The 20791-nt window shown below is 73.4% G+C and carries 18 protein-coding genes and 1 pseudogene; 9 read left to right on the top strand and 10 right to left on the bottom strand.

The genetic code is table 11. From position 1 onward, the window contains the following. Nucleotides 1-12 precede the first annotated feature (12 nt). From MOV08_RS31420 to MOV08_RS31400, 6 genes and pseudogenes are all read left to right on the top strand, one after another. On the top strand, nt 13-711 hold the full coding sequence (locus MOV08_RS31420) for a TnsA-like heteromeric transposase endonuclease subunit (protein WP_275306796.1): 699 nt from the start codon (nt 13-15) through the stop codon (nt 709-711). Next, complete coding sequence (locus MOV08_RS31415) at nt 708-2852, top strand: Mu transposase C-terminal domain-containing protein (RefSeq protein ID WP_275309728.1); 2145 nt, start codon at nt 708-710, stop codon at nt 2850-2852. The genes MOV08_RS31420 and MOV08_RS31415 overlap by 4 nt, the downstream gene beginning before the upstream one ends. Next, a complete protein-coding gene (locus MOV08_RS31410) occupies nt 2845-3990 on the top strand; it encodes an AAA family ATPase (RefSeq protein WP_275306794.1) in 1146 nt (381 codons plus the stop codon). Before MOV08_RS31415 ends, MOV08_RS31410 begins: the two co-directional genes overlap by 8 nt. Continuing rightward, nucleotides 3921-4349, top strand: a pseudogene (locus MOV08_RS44220) (TniQ family protein); the annotation flags it as partial. The gene MOV08_RS31410 and the pseudogene MOV08_RS44220, both read left to right, overlap by 70 nt. Nucleotides 4350-4622: 273 nt before the next feature. Next, nucleotides 4623-5501 carry a helix-turn-helix domain-containing protein gene (locus MOV08_RS31405; protein ID WP_275306793.1) on the top strand — a complete coding sequence of 293 codons (879 nt, stop codon included), beginning with the start codon at nt 4623-4625 and terminating at the stop codon, nt 5499-5501. Continuing rightward, nucleotides 5498-5851, top strand: a complete 354-nt coding sequence (locus MOV08_RS31400; protein ID WP_275306792.1) for a helix-turn-helix domain-containing protein — start codon at nt 5498-5500, stop codon at nt 5849-5851. The genes MOV08_RS31405 and MOV08_RS31400 overlap by 4 nt, the downstream gene beginning before the upstream one ends. Nucleotides 5852-5970: 119 nt before the next feature. Here MOV08_RS31400 and MOV08_RS31395 read toward each other — a convergent pair whose 3' ends face one another. Continuing rightward, nucleotides 5971-7185, bottom strand: a complete 1215-nt coding sequence (locus MOV08_RS31395) for a beta-1,3-glucanase family protein (RefSeq protein WP_275309727.1) — start codon at nt 7183-7185, stop codon at nt 5971-5973. 209 nt (nt 7186-7394) lie between these two features. Between MOV08_RS31395 and MOV08_RS31390 the strand changes: the two genes are divergently transcribed. After that, on the top strand, nt 7395-9020 hold the full coding sequence (locus MOV08_RS31390) for a PucR family transcriptional regulator (protein WP_039637666.1): 1626 nt from the start codon (nt 7395-7397) through the stop codon (nt 9018-9020). A gap of 19 nt (nt 9021-9039) precedes the next feature. On the opposite strand, the gene MOV08_RS31385 is transcribed toward MOV08_RS31390, so the two are convergent. The 3 genes from MOV08_RS31385 to recN all read right to left on the bottom strand — a co-directional run bounded on the left by MOV08_RS31385 (nt 9040) and on the right by recN (nt 13210). After that, nucleotides 9040-10203 (bottom strand): glycosyltransferase family 4 protein, encoded by a 1164-nt coding sequence (locus tag MOV08_RS31385; RefSeq protein ID WP_275309726.1) that lies wholly within the window; start codon nt 10201-10203, stop codon nt 9040-9042. Nucleotides 10204-10604: 401 nt separating this feature from the next. Then, the gene (locus tag MOV08_RS31380; protein ID WP_275309725.1) at nt 10605-11432 is read right to left on the bottom strand and encodes a hypothetical protein; all 828 of its coding nucleotides are present in this window, start codon (nt 11430-11432) and stop codon (nt 10605-10607) included. 41 nt (nt 11433-11473) lie between these two features. Then, nucleotides 11474-13210 (bottom strand): DNA repair protein RecN, encoded by a 1737-nt coding sequence (gene recN / locus MOV08_RS31375; protein WP_275311944.1) that lies wholly within the window; start codon nt 13208-13210, stop codon nt 11474-11476. 245 nt (nt 13211-13455) lie between these two features. Here recN and MOV08_RS31370 point away from each other — a divergent pair, with 245 nt between their 5' ends. After that, on the top strand, nt 13456-14922 hold the full coding sequence (locus tag MOV08_RS31370) for a S41 family peptidase (protein ID WP_275309724.1): 1467 nt from the start codon (nt 13456-13458) through the stop codon (nt 14920-14922). 15 nt (nt 14923-14937) lie between these two features. Here the strand turns inward: MOV08_RS31370 and MOV08_RS31365 are convergent, their stop codons facing one another. Genes MOV08_RS31365 through MOV08_RS31355 form a run of 3 tightly spaced genes read right to left on the bottom strand, consistent with a single transcriptional unit; the run spans nt 14938 to nt 17083 of the window. Then, nucleotides 14938-15816, bottom strand: a complete 879-nt coding sequence (locus MOV08_RS31365; RefSeq protein ID WP_338057424.1) for an NAD kinase — start codon at nt 15814-15816, stop codon at nt 14938-14940. Nucleotides 15817-15875: 59 nt separating this feature from the next. Further along, nucleotides 15876-16691 (bottom strand): TlyA family RNA methyltransferase, encoded by an 816-nt coding sequence (locus MOV08_RS31360; RefSeq protein ID WP_102923805.1) that lies wholly within the window; start codon nt 16689-16691, stop codon nt 15876-15878. 14 nt (nt 16692-16705) lie between these two features. Further along, nucleotides 16706-17083 (bottom strand): hypothetical protein, encoded by a 378-nt coding sequence (locus tag MOV08_RS31355; RefSeq protein ID WP_275309722.1) that lies wholly within the window; start codon nt 17081-17083, stop codon nt 16706-16708. Between the two features lie 64 nt (nt 17084-17147). Between MOV08_RS31355 and MOV08_RS31350 the strand changes: the two genes are divergently transcribed. Beyond that, nucleotides 17148-17495, top strand: a complete 348-nt coding sequence (locus MOV08_RS31350; protein WP_039637659.1) for a sterol-binding protein — start codon at nt 17148-17150, stop codon at nt 17493-17495. Here MOV08_RS31350 and MOV08_RS31345 read toward each other — a convergent pair. The 3 genes from MOV08_RS31345 to MOV08_RS31335 all read right to left on the bottom strand — a co-directional run bounded on the left by MOV08_RS31345 (nt 17479) and on the right by MOV08_RS31335 (nt 20708). Further along, the gene (locus MOV08_RS31345; RefSeq protein ID WP_275309721.1) at nt 17479-18315 is read right to left on the bottom strand and encodes an ABC transporter ATP-binding protein; all 837 of its coding nucleotides are present in this window, start codon (nt 18313-18315) and stop codon (nt 17479-17481) included. The two genes, MOV08_RS31350 and MOV08_RS31345, sit on opposite strands and share 17 nt — an antisense overlap. 76 nt (nt 18316-18391) lie before the next feature. Next, nucleotides 18392-19531 carry a FecCD family ABC transporter permease gene (locus tag MOV08_RS31340; protein ID WP_420834228.1) on the bottom strand — a complete coding sequence of 380 codons (1140 nt, stop codon included), beginning with the start codon at nt 19529-19531 and terminating at the stop codon, nt 18392-18394. Nucleotides 19532-19649: 118 nt separating this feature from the next. After that, nucleotides 19650-20708 (bottom strand): FecCD family ABC transporter permease, encoded by a 1059-nt coding sequence (locus MOV08_RS31335; protein WP_275309720.1) that lies wholly within the window; start codon nt 20706-20708, stop codon nt 19650-19652. Nucleotides 20709-20791: the final 83 nt, after the last annotated feature.

Genomic DNA, 20791 nt, shown 5'->3' with positions numbered 1-20791 from the left:
ACGTCGTTACAGGTGAGTGTCCGGAAGACCGACGAGTCCGTGGTGGAGGATCTGGAGTGGGCGTCCGTGCCACTCGATCTCCTGCGGAAGGCACAGCCGTGGCGGACGTTCCGCTGGCACAAGGGCCAGCAGCACTACTCGGGCACGTACTGGGCGGCGACGGTACGCGACCATGTGATCTACGAGTCGCGGTTGGAACTGGCACGGCTGCTGTTCGCGGACTTCGCCCCGAACGTCCGGCATGTCGTCGCTCAGCCTTTCCTGCTCAAGGCAGAGGTTGAGGGCAAGCTACGGCGGCACATCCCGGACTATCTGCTGTTGACGGATGACGGGCCGGTGGTCGTGGATGTCAAGCCGCGGCATCGGCTGGAGCGGCCCAAAGTCGCGTTCACGTTCGCGTGGACTCGTGCGGCGGTCGCCTCCCGCGGGTGGCGTTACGAGGTCTGGAGTGAACCGGACCTTCATGAGCTGGAGAACATCCGCTTCCTCGCCGGCTACCGCAGGGACTGGTTGTTCGATCCGGGCCTCTTGGACGGCCTGCGGGCCTGTGAGCTGGAGGGACGGTCGCTGCGTGAGGCTTTCCGGCTGCTGCCCGATCGTCCCCGGCCGCTGGTGAAGTCGGCGGTGCTGCACCTGCTGTGGTCTGGGCACGTGACGACGGAGCTGGACCGGCCGCTCAGCTCGGGGCACGTGTTGAGGAGGGCCGCATGAGCGGGGCGGGAACACGGCTTGGTGTCGGCACGCGCTTCAGGCTCGACGGCGAGACGGTCGAGGTCGTGGAGCTCGCGAGCCTGGCTACGGGTATGGAGGTCATCCTCAAGGACGCCCGTGACCGGCTGGCGCGGATGTCGGTACGGGAACTGCTGACCTCGGATCGAGCTGAGGTGATCCCCAAGGACGGGGGTCCGGCCGCCGACGACGTTGAGTTGGCTGCCGTGGTGCTGGGTCGGCTGACCAAGGAGGAACGGAAAGAGGTTCTTGAACGGGCCGAGCACGTCCGGGAGATGCTGACGGGTTACCGCTCGGGATGCGAGGAGTTGGCAAGGCCGGGTGAGCCACGGCCTGAGTACGCTCCCGGCCTGTCGTTGGGGAAGCGCTACGCGGCCAAGGCGGCCGAACTGGGCCTGACCGTGCGGTCGGTGGAGCGGTGGGCACGTGCATTCCTTGAGGGCGGTGAGGTGGGGCTCGCCCCGAAGAAGGCACAGGTGGAGGGTGGGCTGTCTCATGCCGATCCGCGCTGGGTGGAGGTGGCTGAAGAGGTTCTGGGCGAGTACAAGGAAGAGTCCCGGCCCTCCGTGAAGCTCGTGTTGGAGCGGGTGCAGGCCCGGCTGGAGGAGCGTTTCGGGCCGGACGCGGTGCCGCTGCCGAAGCGGACGGCGGGGTATCGGTGGATGCACGAGCTCGAGCGGCGTCATCCGACGTTCCGGTTGAGTACAAAGCGCAACCGGGAGATCGCGGATCGTCCCGACGGTGTCTACGGGAAGCTGCGGCCCACGCGGCCCGGCGAGTACGTGCTGATGGACACCACGCGACTGGATGTCTTCGCCTTCGACCCGGTGACTTTGAAGTGGGTGCAGGCGGAGCTGACGGTCGCGATGGACTGGTACACCCGCTGCATCACCGGCATCCGTGTCACTCCGGTGTCGACGAAGGCCGTTGACGCGGCTGCCGTTCTCTTCCAGACCTACCGGCCCCGGCCCATCCCTGAGTCCTGGCCGAAGGAAGCGGCCTGGCCCGATCACGGGATCCCCCGCGGTGTCCTGGTGGATGCCGAGGCAGTCCATGGTCCCGTCACGGGAGCCGTCGGCCCTGCATTAGCGGCGGAGACGGTCATCGTCGACCACGGCAAGATCTATCTCTCCGCCCACCTGACCAGCGTCTGCCGTCGGTTGGGCATGTCGATCCAGCCGGCCCGACTACGGACGGGCCGGGACAAGGGGCCGGTCGAAAGATTCTTCAGGACCGTGCGGGAAGACCTGCTGCAGGTGCTGCCCGGCTACAAGGGCCCCGACATTCATTCACGGGGGCTCAATCCTGAAAAGGACGCCTTCTTCTTCCTGCACGAACTCGAGGCGATCATCCGCGAGTGGGTGGCGTGTGTGTATCACCGCAGACCGCACAGCGGTCTCGTCGATCCGCACCTGCCGAATGTGGATCTGTCACCGGCCGCGATGTTCGAGCACGGCCTCGCCCGGGCCGGCTACATCGAAGTGCCGCGTGATCCGGATCTCGCCTACGAGTTCCTGGAGGTCACGATGCGGACCGTCCAGCACTACGGCGTCGAGATCAAGGGACGCCGCTACGACGGTCCGGGGCTTGCTGGCCTGAAGGACATGGCCGGATCGGACGTCGAGCTGGCCAAGCGACGGCTCCCGTTCTTCGCCGACCCCGATGACGTCACCCGCATCTACTTCCGCGACGAGGAGCGCAAGTGGCACACGCTGAAGTGGGAACACGCGGCGAGTCTCCAGATGCCGTTGAGCGAGGAAGCGTTGCAGTTCGCCCGGCGCCTGGCCGCGAAGCAGTACACCTACCCCAACGACCGGCTCGCCGTCGCGCTGCTGCTGGAGCGGTGGAATCTCGGGCTCGGCAATTCCTTGGTCGAACGGCGCATGGCCCTGCGACTCTCTCGTGAACAGGCCGCCGTGGATCTGCCCGAGGAAGAAGCCTCCGAGGTCAACGTCTTGCCGTCGGTCGCCCGGGTGCTGTCCCTTCCTGAACAACCCTCGCCTCCGGCTGCCGAGTCCGACGAGGCCGAACTGGGGGATGACGACGCCGACGACCTGGAGGAGCTGGACGAGGAAATCGACTTCTACGCCACGGCTTTGAAGGACGTTGATGACGATGAGTAGAACGCCCCGGGCCCTGGCCGAGGAAGCCGATCTGCGTTCCCGCCTGGATCACCTCACGCTGTCCCGGAAGGAGGGCTTCGGCCGCTTTGCCGATGCCCCGCGCCGGATCCGTCCGGATCTGCTGTCTCGTCGGCAGTTGAAGAAGCTGTGTGATGAGGCGCTGACCGAGTACAACCGCGCCCGCCGCAAGTGGCATGCGAACCTCGGCCCGCTGGACACCCCGCAGATGCAGGCCCTGCACGAAGACCTCTGGGACATCTTCGACAGCAACGACCAGGACGGTGACAAGGTCAAGGGCGGGATCGCTCTCGACGCCTTTCCCGGTCTGGGCAAGACCACGGCCGTTCTCGCTTTCGCCCGCAAGCTCCACCGTCGCATCATCAAGGAAGAGGGCCAGTACACCGACGATGGCCATGAACGCTGGCCGGTCTGCCGCGTCGGCCTGACCAGCAACACCGGAATGCGCGATTTCAACCGGGCCATCCTGGAGTACTACGGGCACCCAGGCCGTCACCGCGGCACGACTGCCGAATTCGGCTATCGCGCGCTCGATTCCGTCTTGTCCGCGCAGACGAATCTGCTGATCGTGGACGACCTGCACTTCCTGAAGTGGCGGAACAAGAGCGGGATCGAGGTCAGCAACCACTTCAAATACATTGCCAACGAGTTCCCAGTGACCTTGCTGATGGTCGGCGTCGGCCTGGAGAAGCGGGGTCTGTTCAGCGAGGGAGCAAGCTACGAAGACGCGGTCCTCGCCCAGACCGGACGCCGCACGACGCGACTGGGCCTGGAAGCGTTCGACATCAAGACCGAGAAGGGGCGCCGCGATTGGCGCGACATCCTCCTCGCAATCGAGAAACGCGTCGTCCTTGCGCACAAGCACCCCGGCATGATCGCGGACGAACTGTCCGACTATCTCTTCGCCCGCAGCACCGGGCATATCGGCTCCCTCATGACGCTGGTCAACCGCGGCTGTCAAAGAGCCGTACGCACCGGCGTCGAGCGTCTGGACACGAAACTACTGGACCAGGTGAAGAACGACGCCGCGTCCGAACGGGCCCGCCAGGAATGGCAGGACGCCCTCGAGGCCGGCCGGCTCGTCAGTCGGCCCGGGCAGAAGCAGAAGAAGGTGTCGTGAGCGAACCCCGAACTCTGGCGATCCGCGTCCTCCCGCAGCCCGGCGAGAGCCTGGACAGCTGGCTCGAGGCCCTCGCCCGCCGCTCCTGGACATCGCTGTCCGCACTGCTGGACGCTCTCGGACTGCCGACGGAGGAACGTACTCACTACCTCTTGACGGGGCTGCCTCCGGAGATGTTTCAACGGCTGAAGAAACAGCTGAACCTGCGCGTTAGAGTGCTTGAGCAGTCTGCCGTCCCGCCCGCTCTCTTCGGGCGCCGAGCGCCCCACTGGCGATTCTGTCCGCAATGCCTCAACGAGGGACAAGGGCGCTTCCCGACGCGTTGGTGGCTACCCTGGACCTTCGCCTGCACCAAGCACCAGGTGCTCCTGCACAGACACTGCCCCAGCTGCCACGCCGAACCTCGCGGGTTCCTGCCCAGGTCCGTTCACCTGCACCCGCCCGGGCGCTGCATGCGCCGCACCGGCCTCAGGACAGTCTGCGGAGCCGACCTCGGCGAACTCCCTGCCCTCGCCCTCCCCCACGGGCACCCTCTGCTGCAGGCCCAGGATCAGCTCGACTCTCTCCCCGTCCACCAACGGATGGACCCCGACCGAACCTTCTCAAAAGTCGACAAGTGCCTATCACCGTTGATGGAGTCACTGACCGCTACCGACCTGCTCTCCCTGAACGACGCTGCCCGAGATGCCTGGCAGAACACGCTCACCGACGTCACTGACCTCAACACTGGACTCGGAATCTGGCGACTACAGGAGCGACGACGCACCATCCTGACCCCCGACTTCCTGAATCGCGAATACGTGGAAGGCCAGACACCTCTCCACGCGATCGCCAAGAGCCACGGGCTCCCGATCAAGCACGTCATCCAGCACACCAGGGAACTCGGCGTCACCATCTTCCGCGGAAACCGTCCTCGCACCATCGACAACGAGGAATGGCTCCGCGAGCAGTACCTCGACCGGGCCCGAGGCATCGACGACATCGCCCAAGAGATCGGCACCAACGGCAACGTCGTCATCCGCCACCTTGAGGCACTCGGCATCCCCCGGCGCCCGTTCAGCGCACGCAGCCTGACGGCGCTCAACGCGAAGCTGGACGAATCGGTGCCTGCCGACATCCGAGCAGCGGTCGAAGGAACCCTGCACGGCTGGCTCCGCCTCCGCAGGTTCCAGATCAACATGGTCTTCCCCACCCTCACGGCCGCAGCCCAGCACCTCGACGTCATGCCGAGCGCGCTGGCCAGCCAGTTCCACCAACTGGAGCAGGACATCGGCACCCAGCTGTTCCACCGGTCTGTCCGCCACTCGCCTCAGCGGCCCACCGCCCGAGGCACGGCGCTCCTTCAAGACCTCGACAACAGCCAGGTCCGGGCGCTCATGCAAGACGCACTCGGATCTCGCCTAGATCCACTACCAGCTCCCGACGCGGTCGACTTCGCGACAGCAGTCGTCGACGGCGAACGCGCCGCCCTCACGGTTCTGCACCCGCACGCACCGCCCCTCAGCGCTTGAACATCCCCTCGTCCCTGCACCCTCTCCTCGACCACCTGCTGACACAAAGCGACCAGGAAACCTCCTCAGCCCAGATCCACACCGCCACCGGCATTCCGTTCACCACCGTCTATAAGCAGGTCAAGCGCCTGGAAGCAGCCGGCTGGCTCACAAGCCGCCTCGAAACCCGTGCCGAACGGCCAGGCTCCGCACGCCGACGAACGTTCTACTCACTCACCACCGCGGCGCATCAAGCCGCTTCCACGATCACCCGACGTCCCGCGGCGCCGAGGAAAACGACAGCACCGCGGGACGAAACCACCGACACAACGGCAGGACCGCTCTATGAAATCCCAGGTCAGGAGACCTAACGATGGGTCAGATCAGTGAAACCTACACGCCCCTTCGGGGCGCCAACCTCCCGGCGGCCTTCGCTGCCGTCGGATGCCGGCATTCCGCGGGTGGCTTTCCGTGGGTGGCTTTCCGTCGGTCAGAACGGCGTCAGGGTGAGGGTCAGCTCCTTGGGGGCGTGGTCCTCGATGTAGGAGGCGAAGCCGGCGACGTCGTCGAAGGCGAAGCCGTACGCCTTGCCGTCCGACGTCGCGGCGTGCATGGCGCGGGCGTAGTGGTTGGCGAGCGGCTGCTGGTAGAAGGCGGCCGGGTCGGTGACGGGCTGGGCGGCGTGGGTCGCCAGGGTGGCGCGGTTGAGGGCGGCGCCGAGGACGGCGGCCACCGGGCCTCGGGTGCCGTCGTTGGGGGCGGCCAGGGCGCCGTCGCAGAAGAGGACGTCGCGGGTGGACGGTTTGTCGAAGGCGACCGTGCCGACGGGGGCGCTCCCCCATCTGCCGACGGGGGCACCCCCACCCCGGCCCTTGGGGCCTCGGGGGCCGGTGAAGGTGAGCCGGCCCCCGTCGGTCCGGCCGGTGAAGGCGCCGGCGGTGGTGGTGACGGTCAGGTCCTTGGCGGCGTACGCGGACCAGGCGGCGTCGATGGCGGGGGCGAAGTAGTCGGCGGCGAACAGGACGCTGTCCAGGCCGTGGCCGGGGGCGATCACCCGCCGGTCGCCGACGACCAGGCGGTCGAAGCCCGCGGCGGCCTTGACGTCGGCGAAGATCCGGGCCCGGGCGCCGTCCTTGAGCGTGCCGGTGGTCTGGTCGGCGGCGCCGGTGAGCCGCAGGGCGAGCGGGACGCTGAACATGTCGACCATGGTGGTGTTGCAGTACATCCCGTCGGGGGTGTGGGTGAACTCGGCGCAGTCGTGCAGGACGTCGTAGTTGGGGTCGGAGGCGACCCAGCCCGCCGGGTAGGCCAGCGCGGGCCGGCCGTTGCCGTCGGCGACCGCCTTGATCTTGAGCTTGGCCCCCAGGCTGACGTAGATCCGGCCGGACATCGGGGGCAGCGCGAGGGTGGTGGGGCCGTTGGCGGCGAGCGGTATCGCGTAGTCGGTGTAGCCGTCCGGGCCGTTGTCGGCCAGGGCGACGGGGGCGGGGCGGCCGTCCGGGGTGACCCGGATCTGCTGGGTGCCGTCGTTGCCGAGGAGGTAGATCCAGACGGAGCCGTTGGCGTAGGCGCCGGAGTTGTTGACGACGTGCAGCGGGAGGGGCGCCGCGGCGGGGCGGGCGGGGGCGCCGGCGGCGCGGCCGGCGAGGACGGCGGTGGCGGCGCCGGCGGTGAGTCCGCCGAGCAGGGTGCGACGGGTGATCATGAGGCGGCTCCTTGTGGGGGGTGGGGTGAGCGCTCTCGGTGGGACGTGCGGGCACCCTGCCCAGTTGCCGCCGATCTCGTCAAGTGGACCGCCGGGGGCGGGAGTTGGGAAACGCGCCGGGTGGGGCGGGGCGGCCCTCTCCCGGGGCCGCCGGGGGCCATCCGGATCACATTCCTCCGGATGGTCGTACGCGCGGTAGCGTTCGCGCCATGGGGCCGCATGCGAGGACCGACGCCGACATCACGGTGCGCAGGGCGCTGGAACTGCCGGCGCTGCGGCGCGGCCTGCCCGAGGTGCTGGCCGGCGAGGACCGGCTGGGCCGGCCGGTGCGCTGGGTACACGCCGGCGAGGTCCCGCACATCGCCTCGCTGCTCAAGGGCGGCGAGCTGCTGCTGACCACCGGCCTCGGCGTGGGCACCCGGCCGTCCGAGCAGCGCGCCTTCATCCGCAAGCTCGCGGACCGGGACGTCGCCGCGCTGGTCGTGGAGCTGGGTTCGCGGTTCGACGCGCTGCCGACGGCGCTGATCGACGCCGCGCGGGACTGCGGGCTGCCGCTGATCCAACTGCACCGCGAGGTCCCGTACGTCACGGTCACCGAGGAGATCCACACCGAGATCATCAACGGCCACTACACCCTGCTGCGGCGCGCCGACGAGTTGTTGCGGCGCTGCACCGACGTGCTGCTGCGGGGCGGCGGCGCCCCGGAGGTGCTGCGGCTGCTCGCCGTCTTCACCGGCAATCCGCTGTGCCTGGAGGCCCCCGACGGCAGCCCGCTGTACGCGGCCGGGCCGGAGGGCGACGACGGCGGCGCGGACGCCGACCCCCTGCTGGCCTGGGAGGGGCTGCGGGAATCCGGCCTGCGGATCGAGGTGCCCGGCGGCGGACACGGGCCCGACACGGTGCGCGCCCGACTGGTGCTGCTCCCGGTGAACGGGCCGCTGGAGCCGGTGCACCGGATCGCCGCCGAGCGGGCCGCCGATCTGCTGGCCGTGGTGATGCTCCAGTCCCGGCAGGAGGAGGTGCTGGCCGCCCGGGGCCGCGGGGACTTCCTCGCCGAGCTCGCCGAGGGCCGGATCTCCGCGTCCGAGGCGCCGGCGCAGGCCCGCCTGCTCGGATTCCGGCCGGGCGCCGACCCGGTGCTGCCGGTGGTGATGCGGCTGCCGGCCGCGCTGCCCTCCCCCGGCAGCTGGGCGGTGCTCGCCCAGGCGCTGCGCGAGGAGCTGGCCGCCCCCGGCGTGCCGGTGCTGCTCGGTGTGCGGCCCGTGGAGGGCCGGGTGCCGCTGCTGGTGGCGCTGCGGGCGGGCCAGGACCGGGCGGCGCTGGCCGACCGGGTCGCCGAGGCGCTGCGGGCCGGGGTCGTCCGGGCCGGCCTGGACCGGCCGTCCGCGCACCGCCCGGTGGTGGTGGTCGGCACGGCGGGCGACTGGGCGGCGGCCGGTCCCGGGCTGCGGCACGCGGCGGAGGCGGCGGCCGCTGCCCAGGGCCTGCCGGAGGCGTCCTGGTACGACGCCCGTCGCCTGGACATCGAACTGCTGCTGTGGCGGATGCGGGAGCACGGCGAGCAGGGGGTGCTCACCGACTTCGTCGAGCGCGCCATCGGCCCGCTGCTGGCCCACGACCGGGGCGCCCGCCAGCCGCTGCTGCCGACCCTGGAGGCGTATCTGGCCAGCGCCGGCCGCAAGGCCGAGACCGCCCGCGATCTGAACGTCAACCGGCAGACCCTCTACGACCGGCTGGCGCGGATCGCCCAGCTGCTGGGGACCGACCTGGACGATCCGCAGACCGTGCTGGGGCTGCGGCTGGCGCTGCGGGCACGGCGGCACACCGAGCGGTAGGGCCCCATGCCGCCCGGGGTCAGGCCGACCGTTGCGCCGACCGCGGCTGGGTCAGCTCGTCGTAGACGCTGAGGACCTGGGCGACGGTGTCGTTCTCGCTGGGCCAGCCGGCGGCCTGGGCGCGGCCGGCCACGGCCAGCGCGTCCCGGCGCACCGGGTCGGCCAGCAGGTCGAGGACCGTGTGGGCCAGGGCGGAGGCGTCGCCGTAGCGGACCAGGGCGGCGGCCCGGCCGACCAGTTCGGGGGTGCCGCCGGTGTCGGTGGCCACCAAGGGGACGCCGGCGCGCAGCGCCTCCTGGGCGATCAGCGAGCGCGCCTCCCAACGGCTGGGCAGCACCACCAGGTCGGCGGCGGCGAGGAGTGCGGGCACGTCGTCGCGGCGGCCGAGCAGTTGGACGGGCAGCCGTTCGCTGTCGATCCGGCGCTGCAGCGCGGCCCGTTGGCCGCCCTCGCCCGCGATGGCGAGCAGCGGCTGGGGGTCCAGACCGCACCAGGCGTGGGCCGCGTCCAGCAGCAGGTCATGGCCCTGGGCGGGGTCGAGCCGGCCGACCGCGAGCAGCAACGGCCGGTCCACCACGCCCAGTTCGGCGCGCTCCTTGTCGCGGCTGCGGTCGGGGTCGGCGGCGGCGACCCGGCCGGGCCGGGGGCGCGGGATGGCGACCGGCGCGAGGCGGGCGTCCCGGGCACCCCGTTCGCGCGCCCGGTCGACGAGGTCGGAGCAGACGCCCAGGACGACCGCCGCGGCCCGGGCCACCCGCCGCTCCATCAGGTGCACCAACCCGGCCCGCGCGCCCTCGGTGTGCGCCTTGGTGTGCCAGGTGATGACGAGCGGGACCCTCCCGCCGCGCGGGCCGCGCAGCCCGCGCAGCGCCATCGACGCGCGCAGCCCCGCCCGCAGACCGTGCGCATGGACCAGGTCGGTGTCCCAACAGGCGCCGCGCAGGACGGTCATGTTCGCCGGGTCCATCCGCGGGGCGACCGGCACGAACCGGGCGCCCGCCGCGGTGAAGCGGTACGCCTCCTCGGCCTCGGGTGGGGCGCACACGGTCACCCGGACCCCGCGGGCGGCCAGCCCCTCGGCCAGCGAGCGGACGTGGGCCGCGCTGCCGGCTCCGCCGTGGCCGAGCACCTGGACCGTGCGCAGCGGCGCGAGCCCGTGCGGCGGGGTCGGGGTGCTGGTCACGGCGTCGGGCTCCTGGGTCGGGGGGTGCGGTACGGACCGTACCGGCGGGGCGGTTTGGCACTGCGAGGTGCTGCGATGCGCCGGGGCAGAGCGACGCACCGGCCTGCGGGCAGGTCGGGGCGGGCACGCTCCGGCTCCGCGCACCGCGCCCAGGATGCCAGTCCGGCGACGTCAATTCGGCACCGTGCGGACGCCGTTCCGGTGGGAAGTCTCACCCGCCGTTCCCCGGATTCACCCACATGGGCGACCCGGCGCGTGAGCGGACCGCAGCCCGAAAGGGGTGAAGCCCCCCTTCCGGTCCACCTCCGCCGCTGTCCGGAACCCGCCCTTCACTGTCCGGATCGGGTCGCTCCGGATCTTCCGCGGGGCCGAGCGACACCCGGCGCGGGCACCGGGCCCGGTCAGAGCGCCCCGGCCAGCCGGCTGATCCGGTCGCCGGCGGCCGCCGCGGCGACCAGCGCGGCGGCGTGCGCGGCCAGCCCCGCGCGGCCTGCTCCGCTCTCGACCCCGCCGGAGCGGGCGGACCCCCATCCCGCGACGGCGGCCACCCCCAGGGCGGCGCCGAGCGCATGCGCCCCGGCGTCCCCGAGCATCGTCCGCTCCCGGAGGTCGTCCGCGACGACCGCGGCGGCGGCGCCCATGGGGACGGCGGAGAGCGGACCGGCCGGCCCGCGGCGCAGCAGCCCCGGTGCGGCCAGCGCCAGCGCGGCGCCGGCGGCCCGGCCCGGCCGGACGTCCAGGAGGTTGACCAGGTGGGCCGAGCCGGCGATCACCACGCCGGCCAGCAGCTTGTCGGCCGGGCGGTCCTTGAGCAGGGCGCCGGCGGCGAGCCCGGCGGCGCCGATCCCGAAGAGCTTGACCGCGCCGCTGGTGACCTCGCCGTGCCGCAGCGCGGTCAGGTGTGCCCGGAAGCCGCGCCGCGGGTCCCCGGCGCCGGCGATGTCGTCGTAGGCCCCGCAGCCGCCGGCGGCCAGGACGGCCAGCGCCGCCGCGCCACGGGCCCGGGCGGGCAGCCCCGGCGCGCCGGCCGCGGCCAGCGCGACGCCGAGCGCGGCGGCCGGGCCGGCGTGCAGGGTGACCGTCCGGCCCGCGTAGTTCTTCCGCTCCCACCGGGCGGCGCCGCCCGGTGGCCGGCGCCGCAGCACCCCGTAGACCGCCCGGGTCGCGCCGGCCGCCACGAGCAGCGCCGCGCTCCGGGCCGGCGTCCCGCCGGCCGCTCCCACCGTCATCGCCCCTCCCCTTCTCCCCGTTTCTCCCCGTACCGGTGCCGCTACCGGCTGGTGCGGGCGGTCTCCAGCAGTTCCTCGGCGTGCGCGCGGGCCGTTTCGGAGTCCTCCTGGCCGGCCAGCATCCGGGACAGCTCGCGGATCCGGTCCTCGCCCTCCAGGACGGTGACGCCGCTGCGGGTCACCGACCCGTCGTTGGTCTTCTCCACCAGCAGCTGCCGGTCGGCGAACGCGGCGACCTGCGGGAGGTGGGTGACCACCACGACCTGCGCCGACTTCGCGAGCCGGGCCAGCCGCCGGCCGACCTCGACGGCCGCCTTGCCGCCGACGCCCGCGTCCACCTCGTCGAAGAGGTAGGTCGGCACCGGGTCCGAGCCGGCGAAGACGACCTCCACGGCCAGCATCACCCGGGAGAGCTCACCGCCGGAGGCGCCCTTGGCGATCGGCCGGGGCGGGGCGCCCGGGTGCGGGGCCAGCAGGATCTCGACCTCGTCGGCGCCGGCCGGGCCGTAGGCCACGGTGCGGCCGTTCACCTCGATGCCGTCGGCCTCGTCGGCGTCCTCGGCGAGCTCGGTCTGGTGCAGGGCGACGCTCACCCGGGCGTGCGGCATGGCCAGTTCACCCAGTTCGGCGGTGACCGCGTCCGCGAAGCGCTCCGCGGAGGCGGCCCGGGCGTCGGTCAACTGCTGGGCCAGTTCGCCCAGTTCGGCGCGGAGGGCGTCGCGCTCGGCGGTCAGCTCGGCGATCCGGTCGTCGTCGCCGTCGAGTTCGGCGAGCCGGGCGGCGCTCTGCTCGGCCCAGGCCAGCACCGCGGTGATGTCCTCGCCGTACTTGCGGGTGAGGTGGTTCAGGGCGGCGCGGCGCTCCTCCACGGCGGCCAGTCGCCGCGGGTCGGCGTCCAGGCCGTCCGCGTAGCCGGCGAGTTCGGTGGCGACGTCGGCCATCAGGATGCCGATCTCGCCGAGCCGGTCGGCCAGTGCGGCCAGGTCGCGGTCGTGGCCGCGGACCGACTCCAGGGCGCGGTGGGCGCCGGCGACCAGGGTGGTGGCGTCGACGCCCTCGGGGTCCTCGGGGTTGCCGGCCAGCGCGGCGTGCCCGGCGACCGCGGCGGACGCCAGCGCCTCGGCGTGGCCGAGCCGTTCGGCCTCGGCGGCGAGTTCGGTGTCCTCGCCGGGCAGCGGCTCGGTGGCGGCGATCTCGTCCAGGCCGAAGCGGAGCAGATCGGCTTCCTGGGCGCGCTCGCGGGCCCGGGTGGTCAGCTCGTCCAGCTCGGCGGCGACGGTGCGCAGCCGGCGGTGCGCGGCGGTGTACTTGGCGAGCGGGACGGCGACCGCGTCCCCGGCGTAGCGGTCCAGGGCCTGGCGCTGGCGGGCCGGCCGCAGCAGGCCCTGCTGGTCGGTCTGGCCGTGCACCGCGACCAGGTCGTCGGCGAGTTCGCCGAGCACCCCGACCGGTACCGAGCGGCCGCCCACATGGGCCCGCGAGCGGCCCTCGGCGGAGACCGTGCGGCTGATCAGCAGCGCACCGTCGTCCAGCTCCGCGCCGGCCTCCTCGGCCCGCACGGCCGCGGGGGACGAGGAATTGAGGACGATCGTGCCCTCGACCACCGCCGCCCTGGCCCCGATCCGCACCAGGGCGGGGTCCGCGCGCCCGCCCAGCAGCAGGCCGAGGCTGGTGACGACCATGGTCTTGCCGGCGCCGGTCTCGCCGGTCACCGCCGTGAAGCCCGGGGACAGCTCGACGACCGCGTCGTCGATGACACCCAGGGACCGGATCCGCATCTCCTCCAACACGGGTATGACCTTACGAGGTCCGGGGGCCGCCCCGCGACGGCCTCCCCCACACCGCTTCCCGGCTCCGGCCCCCGTCCCGCCCGGTCCGGACGCCGCGCAGGCCCGGGACGTGCGGAAAACCGCACCATGGAACGGGGTGGCCGCCGCAGTGCGCCCGGCCGGGCCCGAACGGCACGCTGAGGGGACACCGCGGCCCGTGCCGCAATCCGCTCCGACTTCCCCGAGGTACTCCCATGAGCGACCCGGCAGCGCCCCGCCCGGCCCGCCGCCCGCGCACCGCCGTCCTCCTGGCCACCGCGCTGGCCACCGTCACCGCGCTCACCGCCTGTGCCGCCCCGGCGGCCCCCGCCCGCGCCGCGGGGGCCGCCGCGCCCTCCCTGGACGGCGTCTGGCGGACGGACGGCTACGGCACCCTCGTCACGATCGAGGGCCGCACCCTGAAGACGTACGAGACCACCGCGCTCAGCTGCCTGCCGGGCGCGGTCACCGGCAGCCGGGCCGGCGCCCCCGGCGCGGACGGCACGCTCCGCTTCACCGTGCCGGACTCCGCGCCGCTGACCGTGGCCCCGGCGGGCACCGACCGCGCCCGGATGGCCTTCGAGGACAACGTCGGCCACCACGCACTGCGCCGGGCCGGGGCGCTGCCGAAGCGCTGCGCTGCCCGGCCGGCCCGGGACCCGCGGGCGGTCTTCGACGTCTTCTGGCAGACGTACGCGGAGAACTACCCCTTTTTCCGGGCGAAGGGCATCGACTGGAACGCGGTCCGGGACCGCTACCGCCCCCGGATCACCGCCACGACGACGGACGCCGAACTCTTCGCGGTGCTGCGCGCGATGATCGAGCCGCTGCACGACGCGCACACCCGGGTCGTCGCCGGACCGGACCGGTGGTTCGCCGGCAGCCGTCCCGGCACCGTGCTGCCCACGCCCGAGTTCACCGCCCGCGTCGACCGGGCGATCGCCGCGAACCTCGGGCCGGGCGCCGTCCAGCGGCACTGGGCCGGCGGCAGGCTCTCCTACGCCGATCTGCCCGGCCGGATCGGCTACTTCCGGGTCACCCAGTTCGCCAAGTACACCGAGCGGGGCGACTACGCGGGGGACGTCGCCGAGCTCGACCGGGCACTGGACGCGATCTTCACCAGGGCCCGCACCCAGGGCCCCACCGCGCTGCGCGGACTCGTCCTGGACCTGCGGCTCAACGGCGGCGGCTCGGACGCCCTGGGCCTGCGGATCGCCTCCCGGCTCACCGACCGGCCCTACACCGCGTACCGCAAGCGGGTCCGGAACGACCCGCGGCACCCGGGCGGGTTCACCGCGCCGGAGCCGATCAGCGTCCGTCCGCACCGCGGCCCGCTCTACACCGGACCGCTGGCCGTGCTCACCGGCCGGCTGACGATCAGCGCGGGCGAGACCTTCACCCAGTCCCTGATGGGCCGCTCCCCCGCGCCCACCCGGATCGGCGAGAACACCCAGGGCGTCTTCTCCGACGTGCTGGAGCGGGCGCTGCCGAACGGCTGGAGCTTCGGCCTGCCCGACGAGGAGTTCCTGACGGCCGACGGCCGGACCTTCGACGGCCCCGGCATCCCGCCCGCCGTCCGCACCCCGGTCTTCACCGACGCGGAACTGACGGCCGGGCGCGACACCGCCCTGGCCCGGGCGCGGGAGCTGCTGGCGCGCGGCACCGGGGCGGCGTCGTCCTGACGAGGCCCTGTCGGGTCAGTGGGGCGCGCCCCGCCAGCCGGCCACCGGGAGGGCGAACTTGGCGACCAGCCGGTCGGTGAAGGAGGCGTGGTGCAGCCGGGCCAGACGGACCGGGACCGCGCCGCGGCGGACCTCCACCCGGGCGCCGGCGGGGAGCTCGACGCTGCGCCGACCGTCGCACCACAGCACCCCGTGCGGGGTCTTGGGCTGGACCTCGACGGCCAGCACCGAGGTCGGCGAGGTGACCAGCGGCTTGGCGAACAGCGCGTGGGCGCTGATCGGCACCATCAGCAGCGCCTCGACCTCCGGCCAGACGACCGGGCCGCCGGCCGAGAAGGCGTACGCGGTCGAGCCGGTCGGGGTCGCGCAGACCACCCCGTCGCCGCCGAAGCGGGAGACCGGCCGGCCGTCCACCTCGGTGACGACCTCCAGCATCCGCTCGCGGGCGGCCTTCTCCACGGACGCCTCGTTGAGCGCCCAGTCGGTGTGCACCACGGCGCCGTTGTTGCGCACCAGGACGTCGAGGGTCATCCGCTCCTCGACCTCGTAGGAGCGGGTGACGACCCGGTCGACGACCTTGTCGAGGTCGTCGCGCTCGGCCTCGGCGAGGAAGCCGACCCGGCCGAGGTTGACGCCGAGCATCGGCACGCCGGACGTCCGGGCGAAGTCGGCGCCGCGCAGCAGCGTGCCGTCCCCGCCGAGGACGACCAGCAGTTCGCAGCCCTCGGCCGCGCAGGGCTCGGACTCCACGCGCTCGACCGGGTCCGGCAGCGGCAGGTCGGTGGCCTCCTCGGCCAGTACCCGCACGCCGATCCCGCTTCTCAGCAGCCCCTGGACGACGAGTTCGGCGCTGCGGACGGCCGCCGGGCGCCCGGTGTGCGCGAGCAGGAACACCGTCCGCCCGGCGCCGCCGCTCTGCGGTGCTGCGCTGCCTTCAACTGCCTGGGTAGTGGTCAACTGGGCCCCTCCGCCACTGCACGGTCGACATCCGCCGGGTCGAGTGCAGGCGCCCCGGCGCGCAGCCACAGAAAGTACTCGACATTGCCCGAGGGACCGGGCAACGGGCTCGCGGTCACGCCGAGGACGCCCAGCCCCAGCCCGGCCGCGCGGTCCGCGACGCCGCGCACCGCCTCGGCCCGCAGTGCCGCGCTGCGCACCACCCCGCCGCTGCCCAGCCGCTCCTTGCCGACCTCGAACTGCGGCTTGACCATCAGCACCAGGTCGGCGTCGGGCGCCGCGCAGCGCACCAGCGCGGGCAGCACCAGGCCCAGCGGGATGAAGGAGAGGTCGCCGACGACCAGGTCGACGGGCCGGTCGTCGATCTGATCGAGGGTCAGCTCGCGGACGTTGGTGCGGTCCTTGACGGTGACCCGCTCGTCGCTCTGCAGCTGCCAGGCGAGCTGCCCGTAGCCGACGTCCACCGCGACGACATGGCCGGCGCCGGACCGCAGCAGGACGTCGGTGAAGCCGCCGGTGGAGGCGCCGGCGTCGAGCGCCCGGCGGCCCTCGACGCGCAGCCCGCGCGGGACGAAGGCGGCCAGCGCCCCGGCGAGCTTGTGACCGCCGCGCGAGACGTACTCCGGGTCGCTCTCGTCCGCCCGGACGACCAGGGCCGCGCTGGTCTCCACCTGGGTGGCCGGCTTGGTCGCGGTCGTCCCGCCGACCGTCACCCGGCCCGCGGCGATCAGCTGGCTCGCGTGCTCCCGCGAGCGGGCCAGCTTGCGGCGTACCAGCTCCGCGTCGAGACGGCGTCGTGCCACTCCTGCCACCTGTGGTTCAGCTCCTACTGTTCGAGCCGGCCGGGACGGCCGGGACGGTCGTGCGTCGGGGACGGGGACGGGACGGGCGGCCCGGGGTGCTGGTCGAGGCCGGCCAGCACGTCGCGCAGCCCACGGTGGACATCCTCGTACATGTCCAGGTGGCCGCTCACCGGGAGGTGGTCGGCTTCGGTCAGGCGCCGCAGGCCGCCGTCGACCGCGGCCTGGCCGGTGGGGGTCACCGCCAGCCCGAGCGGCCGGGGGCCGGCCGGCTCGGCGGGCTCCACAGCCTCGGGGGCCTCGGGGGCCGCGGCGGCCTCGGGGGCCTGCCGGGGGGCCGGCTCCGGTGCTGCGTCCGGGGTGTCGGGGGCCGCCTGCGCCGGGCCGTTCGTCGGGTCTGCCATGCCCCCGACGCTACCTCGGCCGTGCGCCCCCGGCCGTCCGTGACCTGGCGTATCGTCGGGCGCGATGGCAACTCTCGACCAGTGCCGCGCCGCGCTCGACCGGCTGGCCCACAACCTTGCGTCGGCGGACGGCGAGGTGCGCAGCGCCACGGCGCTCGACCGCTCCGTCAGCTGCCGCATCACCGACCTCGACACCACCTTCGTCGGCCGGCTGGCCGGCGGCAGCCTGCGGGACGTGATCTGCGTCGCCGGACCGCCGCCCCAGAAGGCCGAGATCCGGCTGGCGATGGCCGGGGACGACCTGGTCGCGCTGGTGGACGGCCGGCTCAACTTCGCCCGGGCCTGGGGCAGCGGCCGGGTGAAGCTGGAGGCCGGCCTGCGCGACCTGCTGCGGCTCAGGGCCCTGCTGTAGCCGACGCGGTGGCCGACGCCGCCGCGGCGGCCTCCCGGGGTCGGCGGGCGGCCGGCACGACCAGCGGGGTGCCGCTCTCGGGGTCGTCGATGATCCGGCAGTCGATGCCGAAGACCCGGCCCACCAGGTCGGCGGTGACGATGTCCGACGGCGCGCCCTCGGCGATCACCTCGCCGTCCTTCATGGCGATCAGGTGGGTGGCGTAGCGGGCCGCCTGGTTGAGGTCGTGCAGCACCGCGACCAGGGTGCGGCCCTGGTCCTCGTGGAGGGTGGCGCACAGGTCCAGCACCTCGATCTGGTGCTGGATGTCGAGGTAGGTGGTCGGCTCGTCGAGGAGGAACAGCGGGGTCTGCTGGGCCAGCGCCATGGCGATCCAGACCCGCTGCCGCTGCCCGCCGGAGAGCTCGTCGACGTAGCGGTCGGCCAGCGCGGCCACGCCGGTCGCGGCCATCGACTCCTGGACGATCCGCTCGTCCTCGGCCGACCACTGGCGCAGCAGTCCCTGGTGCGGGTAGCGGCCGCGGGCCACCAGGTCGGCGACGGTGATGCCGTCGGGGGCGACCGAGGACTGCGGCAGCAGGCCCAGCGTGCGGGCGACCTGCTTGGCCGGCAGCGAGGAGATCGCCTGGCCGTCGAGCAGGACCGCGCCGGCGGCCGGCTTGAGCATCCGCGACAGCGCGCGCAACAGCGTGGACTTGCCGCAGGCGTTGGGGCCGACGATGACGGTGAAGGAGTGGTCGGGGATGGCGACCGAGAGGTTCTCGGCGATGGTCCGCTGGTCGTAGGCGAGGGTGAGGCCCTCGGCCGTGAGACGGCTCACTGGATGGCTCCTGAGGTGATGGGGGTGGTCGGATCGCTGGGGTCGCCGGGGGCCGCGATGACGGGCGGCCGGCCGCTCACACCCGTCCCGCCTTGCGCTCGGCGACCAGCAGCCACAGCAGATAGCCGCCGCCGAGGACGCCGGTCAGCACGCCGACCGGCAGTTGGTCGGCGCCGAAGAGCCGCTGGGCGGCCCAGTCCGCGCCGACCAGCAGTGCGGCGCCCATCAGCGCGGCGGGCAGCAGGTTGGGGCCGGGCGCGCGGGTCAGCCGGCGGGCGAGTTGGGGTGCGGTGAGGGCCACGAAGGAGATCGGGCCGGCCGCGGCGGTACCGGCCGCGACGAGGACCACGGCGACCAACAGGACGGTGATCCGCACCCGTTCGGTGCGGACGCCCAGCGCGGCGGCCGCGTCGTCGCCCATCTCCAGCATCCGCAGCGGCCGCGCGCACAGCAGCGCCACCGGGACCAGCACCGCGCAGACCGCGGCCAGCGGGCCGACCTGGCTCCAGTCGCGGCCGCTCAGCGAGCCGGTCATCCAGAGGGTGGCCCGGGCCGCGTCGTAGAGGGTGGACTTCGTCAGGAGGTAGAGCACGACGGCGTAGAGCATGGCGGCGGTGCCGATGCCGACGAGGACGAAGCGGTAGCCGTGGACGCCGCGCTTCCAGGCGAGCAGGAAGAGGGCCAGGCCGGTGATCACGCCGCCGACGACCGCGCCGGCGGCCACCGTGCGGGGCTCGCCGTGGAACCACACGAGGACGACCAGCGCGCCGACCGAGGCTCCCTGGGAGAGCCCGAGCATGTCCGGGCTGCCCAGCGGGTTGCGGGAGACGGCCTGGAAGGCCGCGCCGGCGATCCCGAAGGCGGCGCCGACCAGCAGCCCCACCAGCACCCGCGGCAGCCGCAGTTCGTGCACGATGAACTCCTGGCCGGTGGTGCCGCCGCCGGTCAGGGTGGTGAGCACCTCCGAGGGGGTCATCGGGTAGTCGCCGGAGCCGATCAGGGCGACGGTGGCGGCCACCGCGACGGCCAGCAGCAGCGCCCCGGACAGGACGGCGCGCAGGTCCAGGCGGAGCGAGAGCCCGCCCGCGGTCCGCACCACCCGGGTCCGCCGGCCGGCCGGCGCCCCGCTCGGCACCCCGTTCCGCGGCCCGGCCGCGGCGGTCTCCGCCGGCCGTCCCGGGGTCCCGGACCCGTCCGGCTTCACTGTCGTGTGCACTGCCTCTCCTCGCTCGCCGCGTCCGTTCACAGCGCTCCCCCGCCCGCTTCTCCGCCCGCGCGGCGCGGCAGCGCGCCTCTCGTACCCGTCAGCAGCCCGGCGGCCGCACGCGCGACGCTCACAGTTGGGCCATCCGTCGGCGTCGGACGAGGAGGATGAAGACCGGGCCGCCGATGACGGCGGTGACGATGCCGACCTGGAGTTCGCCGGGCCGGGCCAGCACGCGCCCGAGCACGTCCGCGCCGACCAGCAGCACCGGCGAGAGCACCGCCGAGTACGGCAGGATCCAGCGCAGGTCCGGCCCGGTGAGGACGCGGACCGCGTGCGGCACCATCAGGCCGAGGTAGACGATCGGGCCGCAGACCGCGGTGGCCCCGCCGCACAGCAGGGTGACCACGAGCATGGCCAGCACCCGGGTGCGGGTCAGCCGGGCGCCCAGTGCCCGGGCCTGGTCGTCGCCGAGCGCAACGGCGTTGAGCGGGCGGGCGAGCAGCAGCGCGAGCAGCGCGCCGACGGCCAGGAACGGCGCGATCCGCGTCACCGTCGGCAGGGTCGCGTTGGCCAGCGAGCCGACCGTCCAGAACCGCATCCGGTCCAGTGCCGCGGAGTCCATGAGGTTGACGGCGTTGAGGTAGCCGGTGAGGACGGCGGTCAGCGCGGTGCCGGCCAGCGCGAGCCGGACCGGGGTGACGTTGCGGGTGCCGCCGAGCACGTGGACCGCGACGGAGACCAGCGCGGCGCCGGCGAAGGCGAACCACACATAGCCGGTCAGCGAGGTGACGCCGAGGAAGCTGATGGCGGAGACCACCGCGGCCGAAGCGCCGGCGTTGATGCCGAGGATGCCGGGGTCGGCGAGCGGGTTGCGGGTGACCGCCTGCATGACGGTGCCGGCCAGGCCGAGCGCGGCGCCGACCAGCAGTCCGAGGAGCGTGCGCGGCAGCCGTACGTCGCGGATGACGACGTCGGTGTCGGAGCCGGAGTAGTGGAACACCCCGTGCCAGACCTGGTCGAGGGGGATCGCCTTGGCGCCGACGGCGATGCCCAGGACGGCGACGCCGGCGAGGAGCGCGAGGCAGGCGGCCAGTCCCGCGGCGCGGGCGGCGGGCCGCCGCCGGGGTGCGGTGGGGGCCGTCGCCGCGTCGGTGGAACTGTCGACGGGAGGACTGTCAACCAACACGCCAGTTAGGTTAGCCTACCCTCACAAGCAGTCGATCTACCGGCCCTTGCGGTTCGGCCCGTCCGCCATGCCCGTTGGGGCGC

The organism is Streptomyces yunnanensis, from assembly GCF_029011865.1.
GTDB classification, from domain to species: domain Bacteria; phylum Actinomycetota; class Actinomycetes; order Streptomycetales; family Streptomycetaceae; genus Streptomyces; species Streptomyces yunnanensis.
The sequence above is the reverse complement of the archived record's forward strand: the minus strand, read 5'-3'. Positions and strand labels throughout refer to the sequence as shown.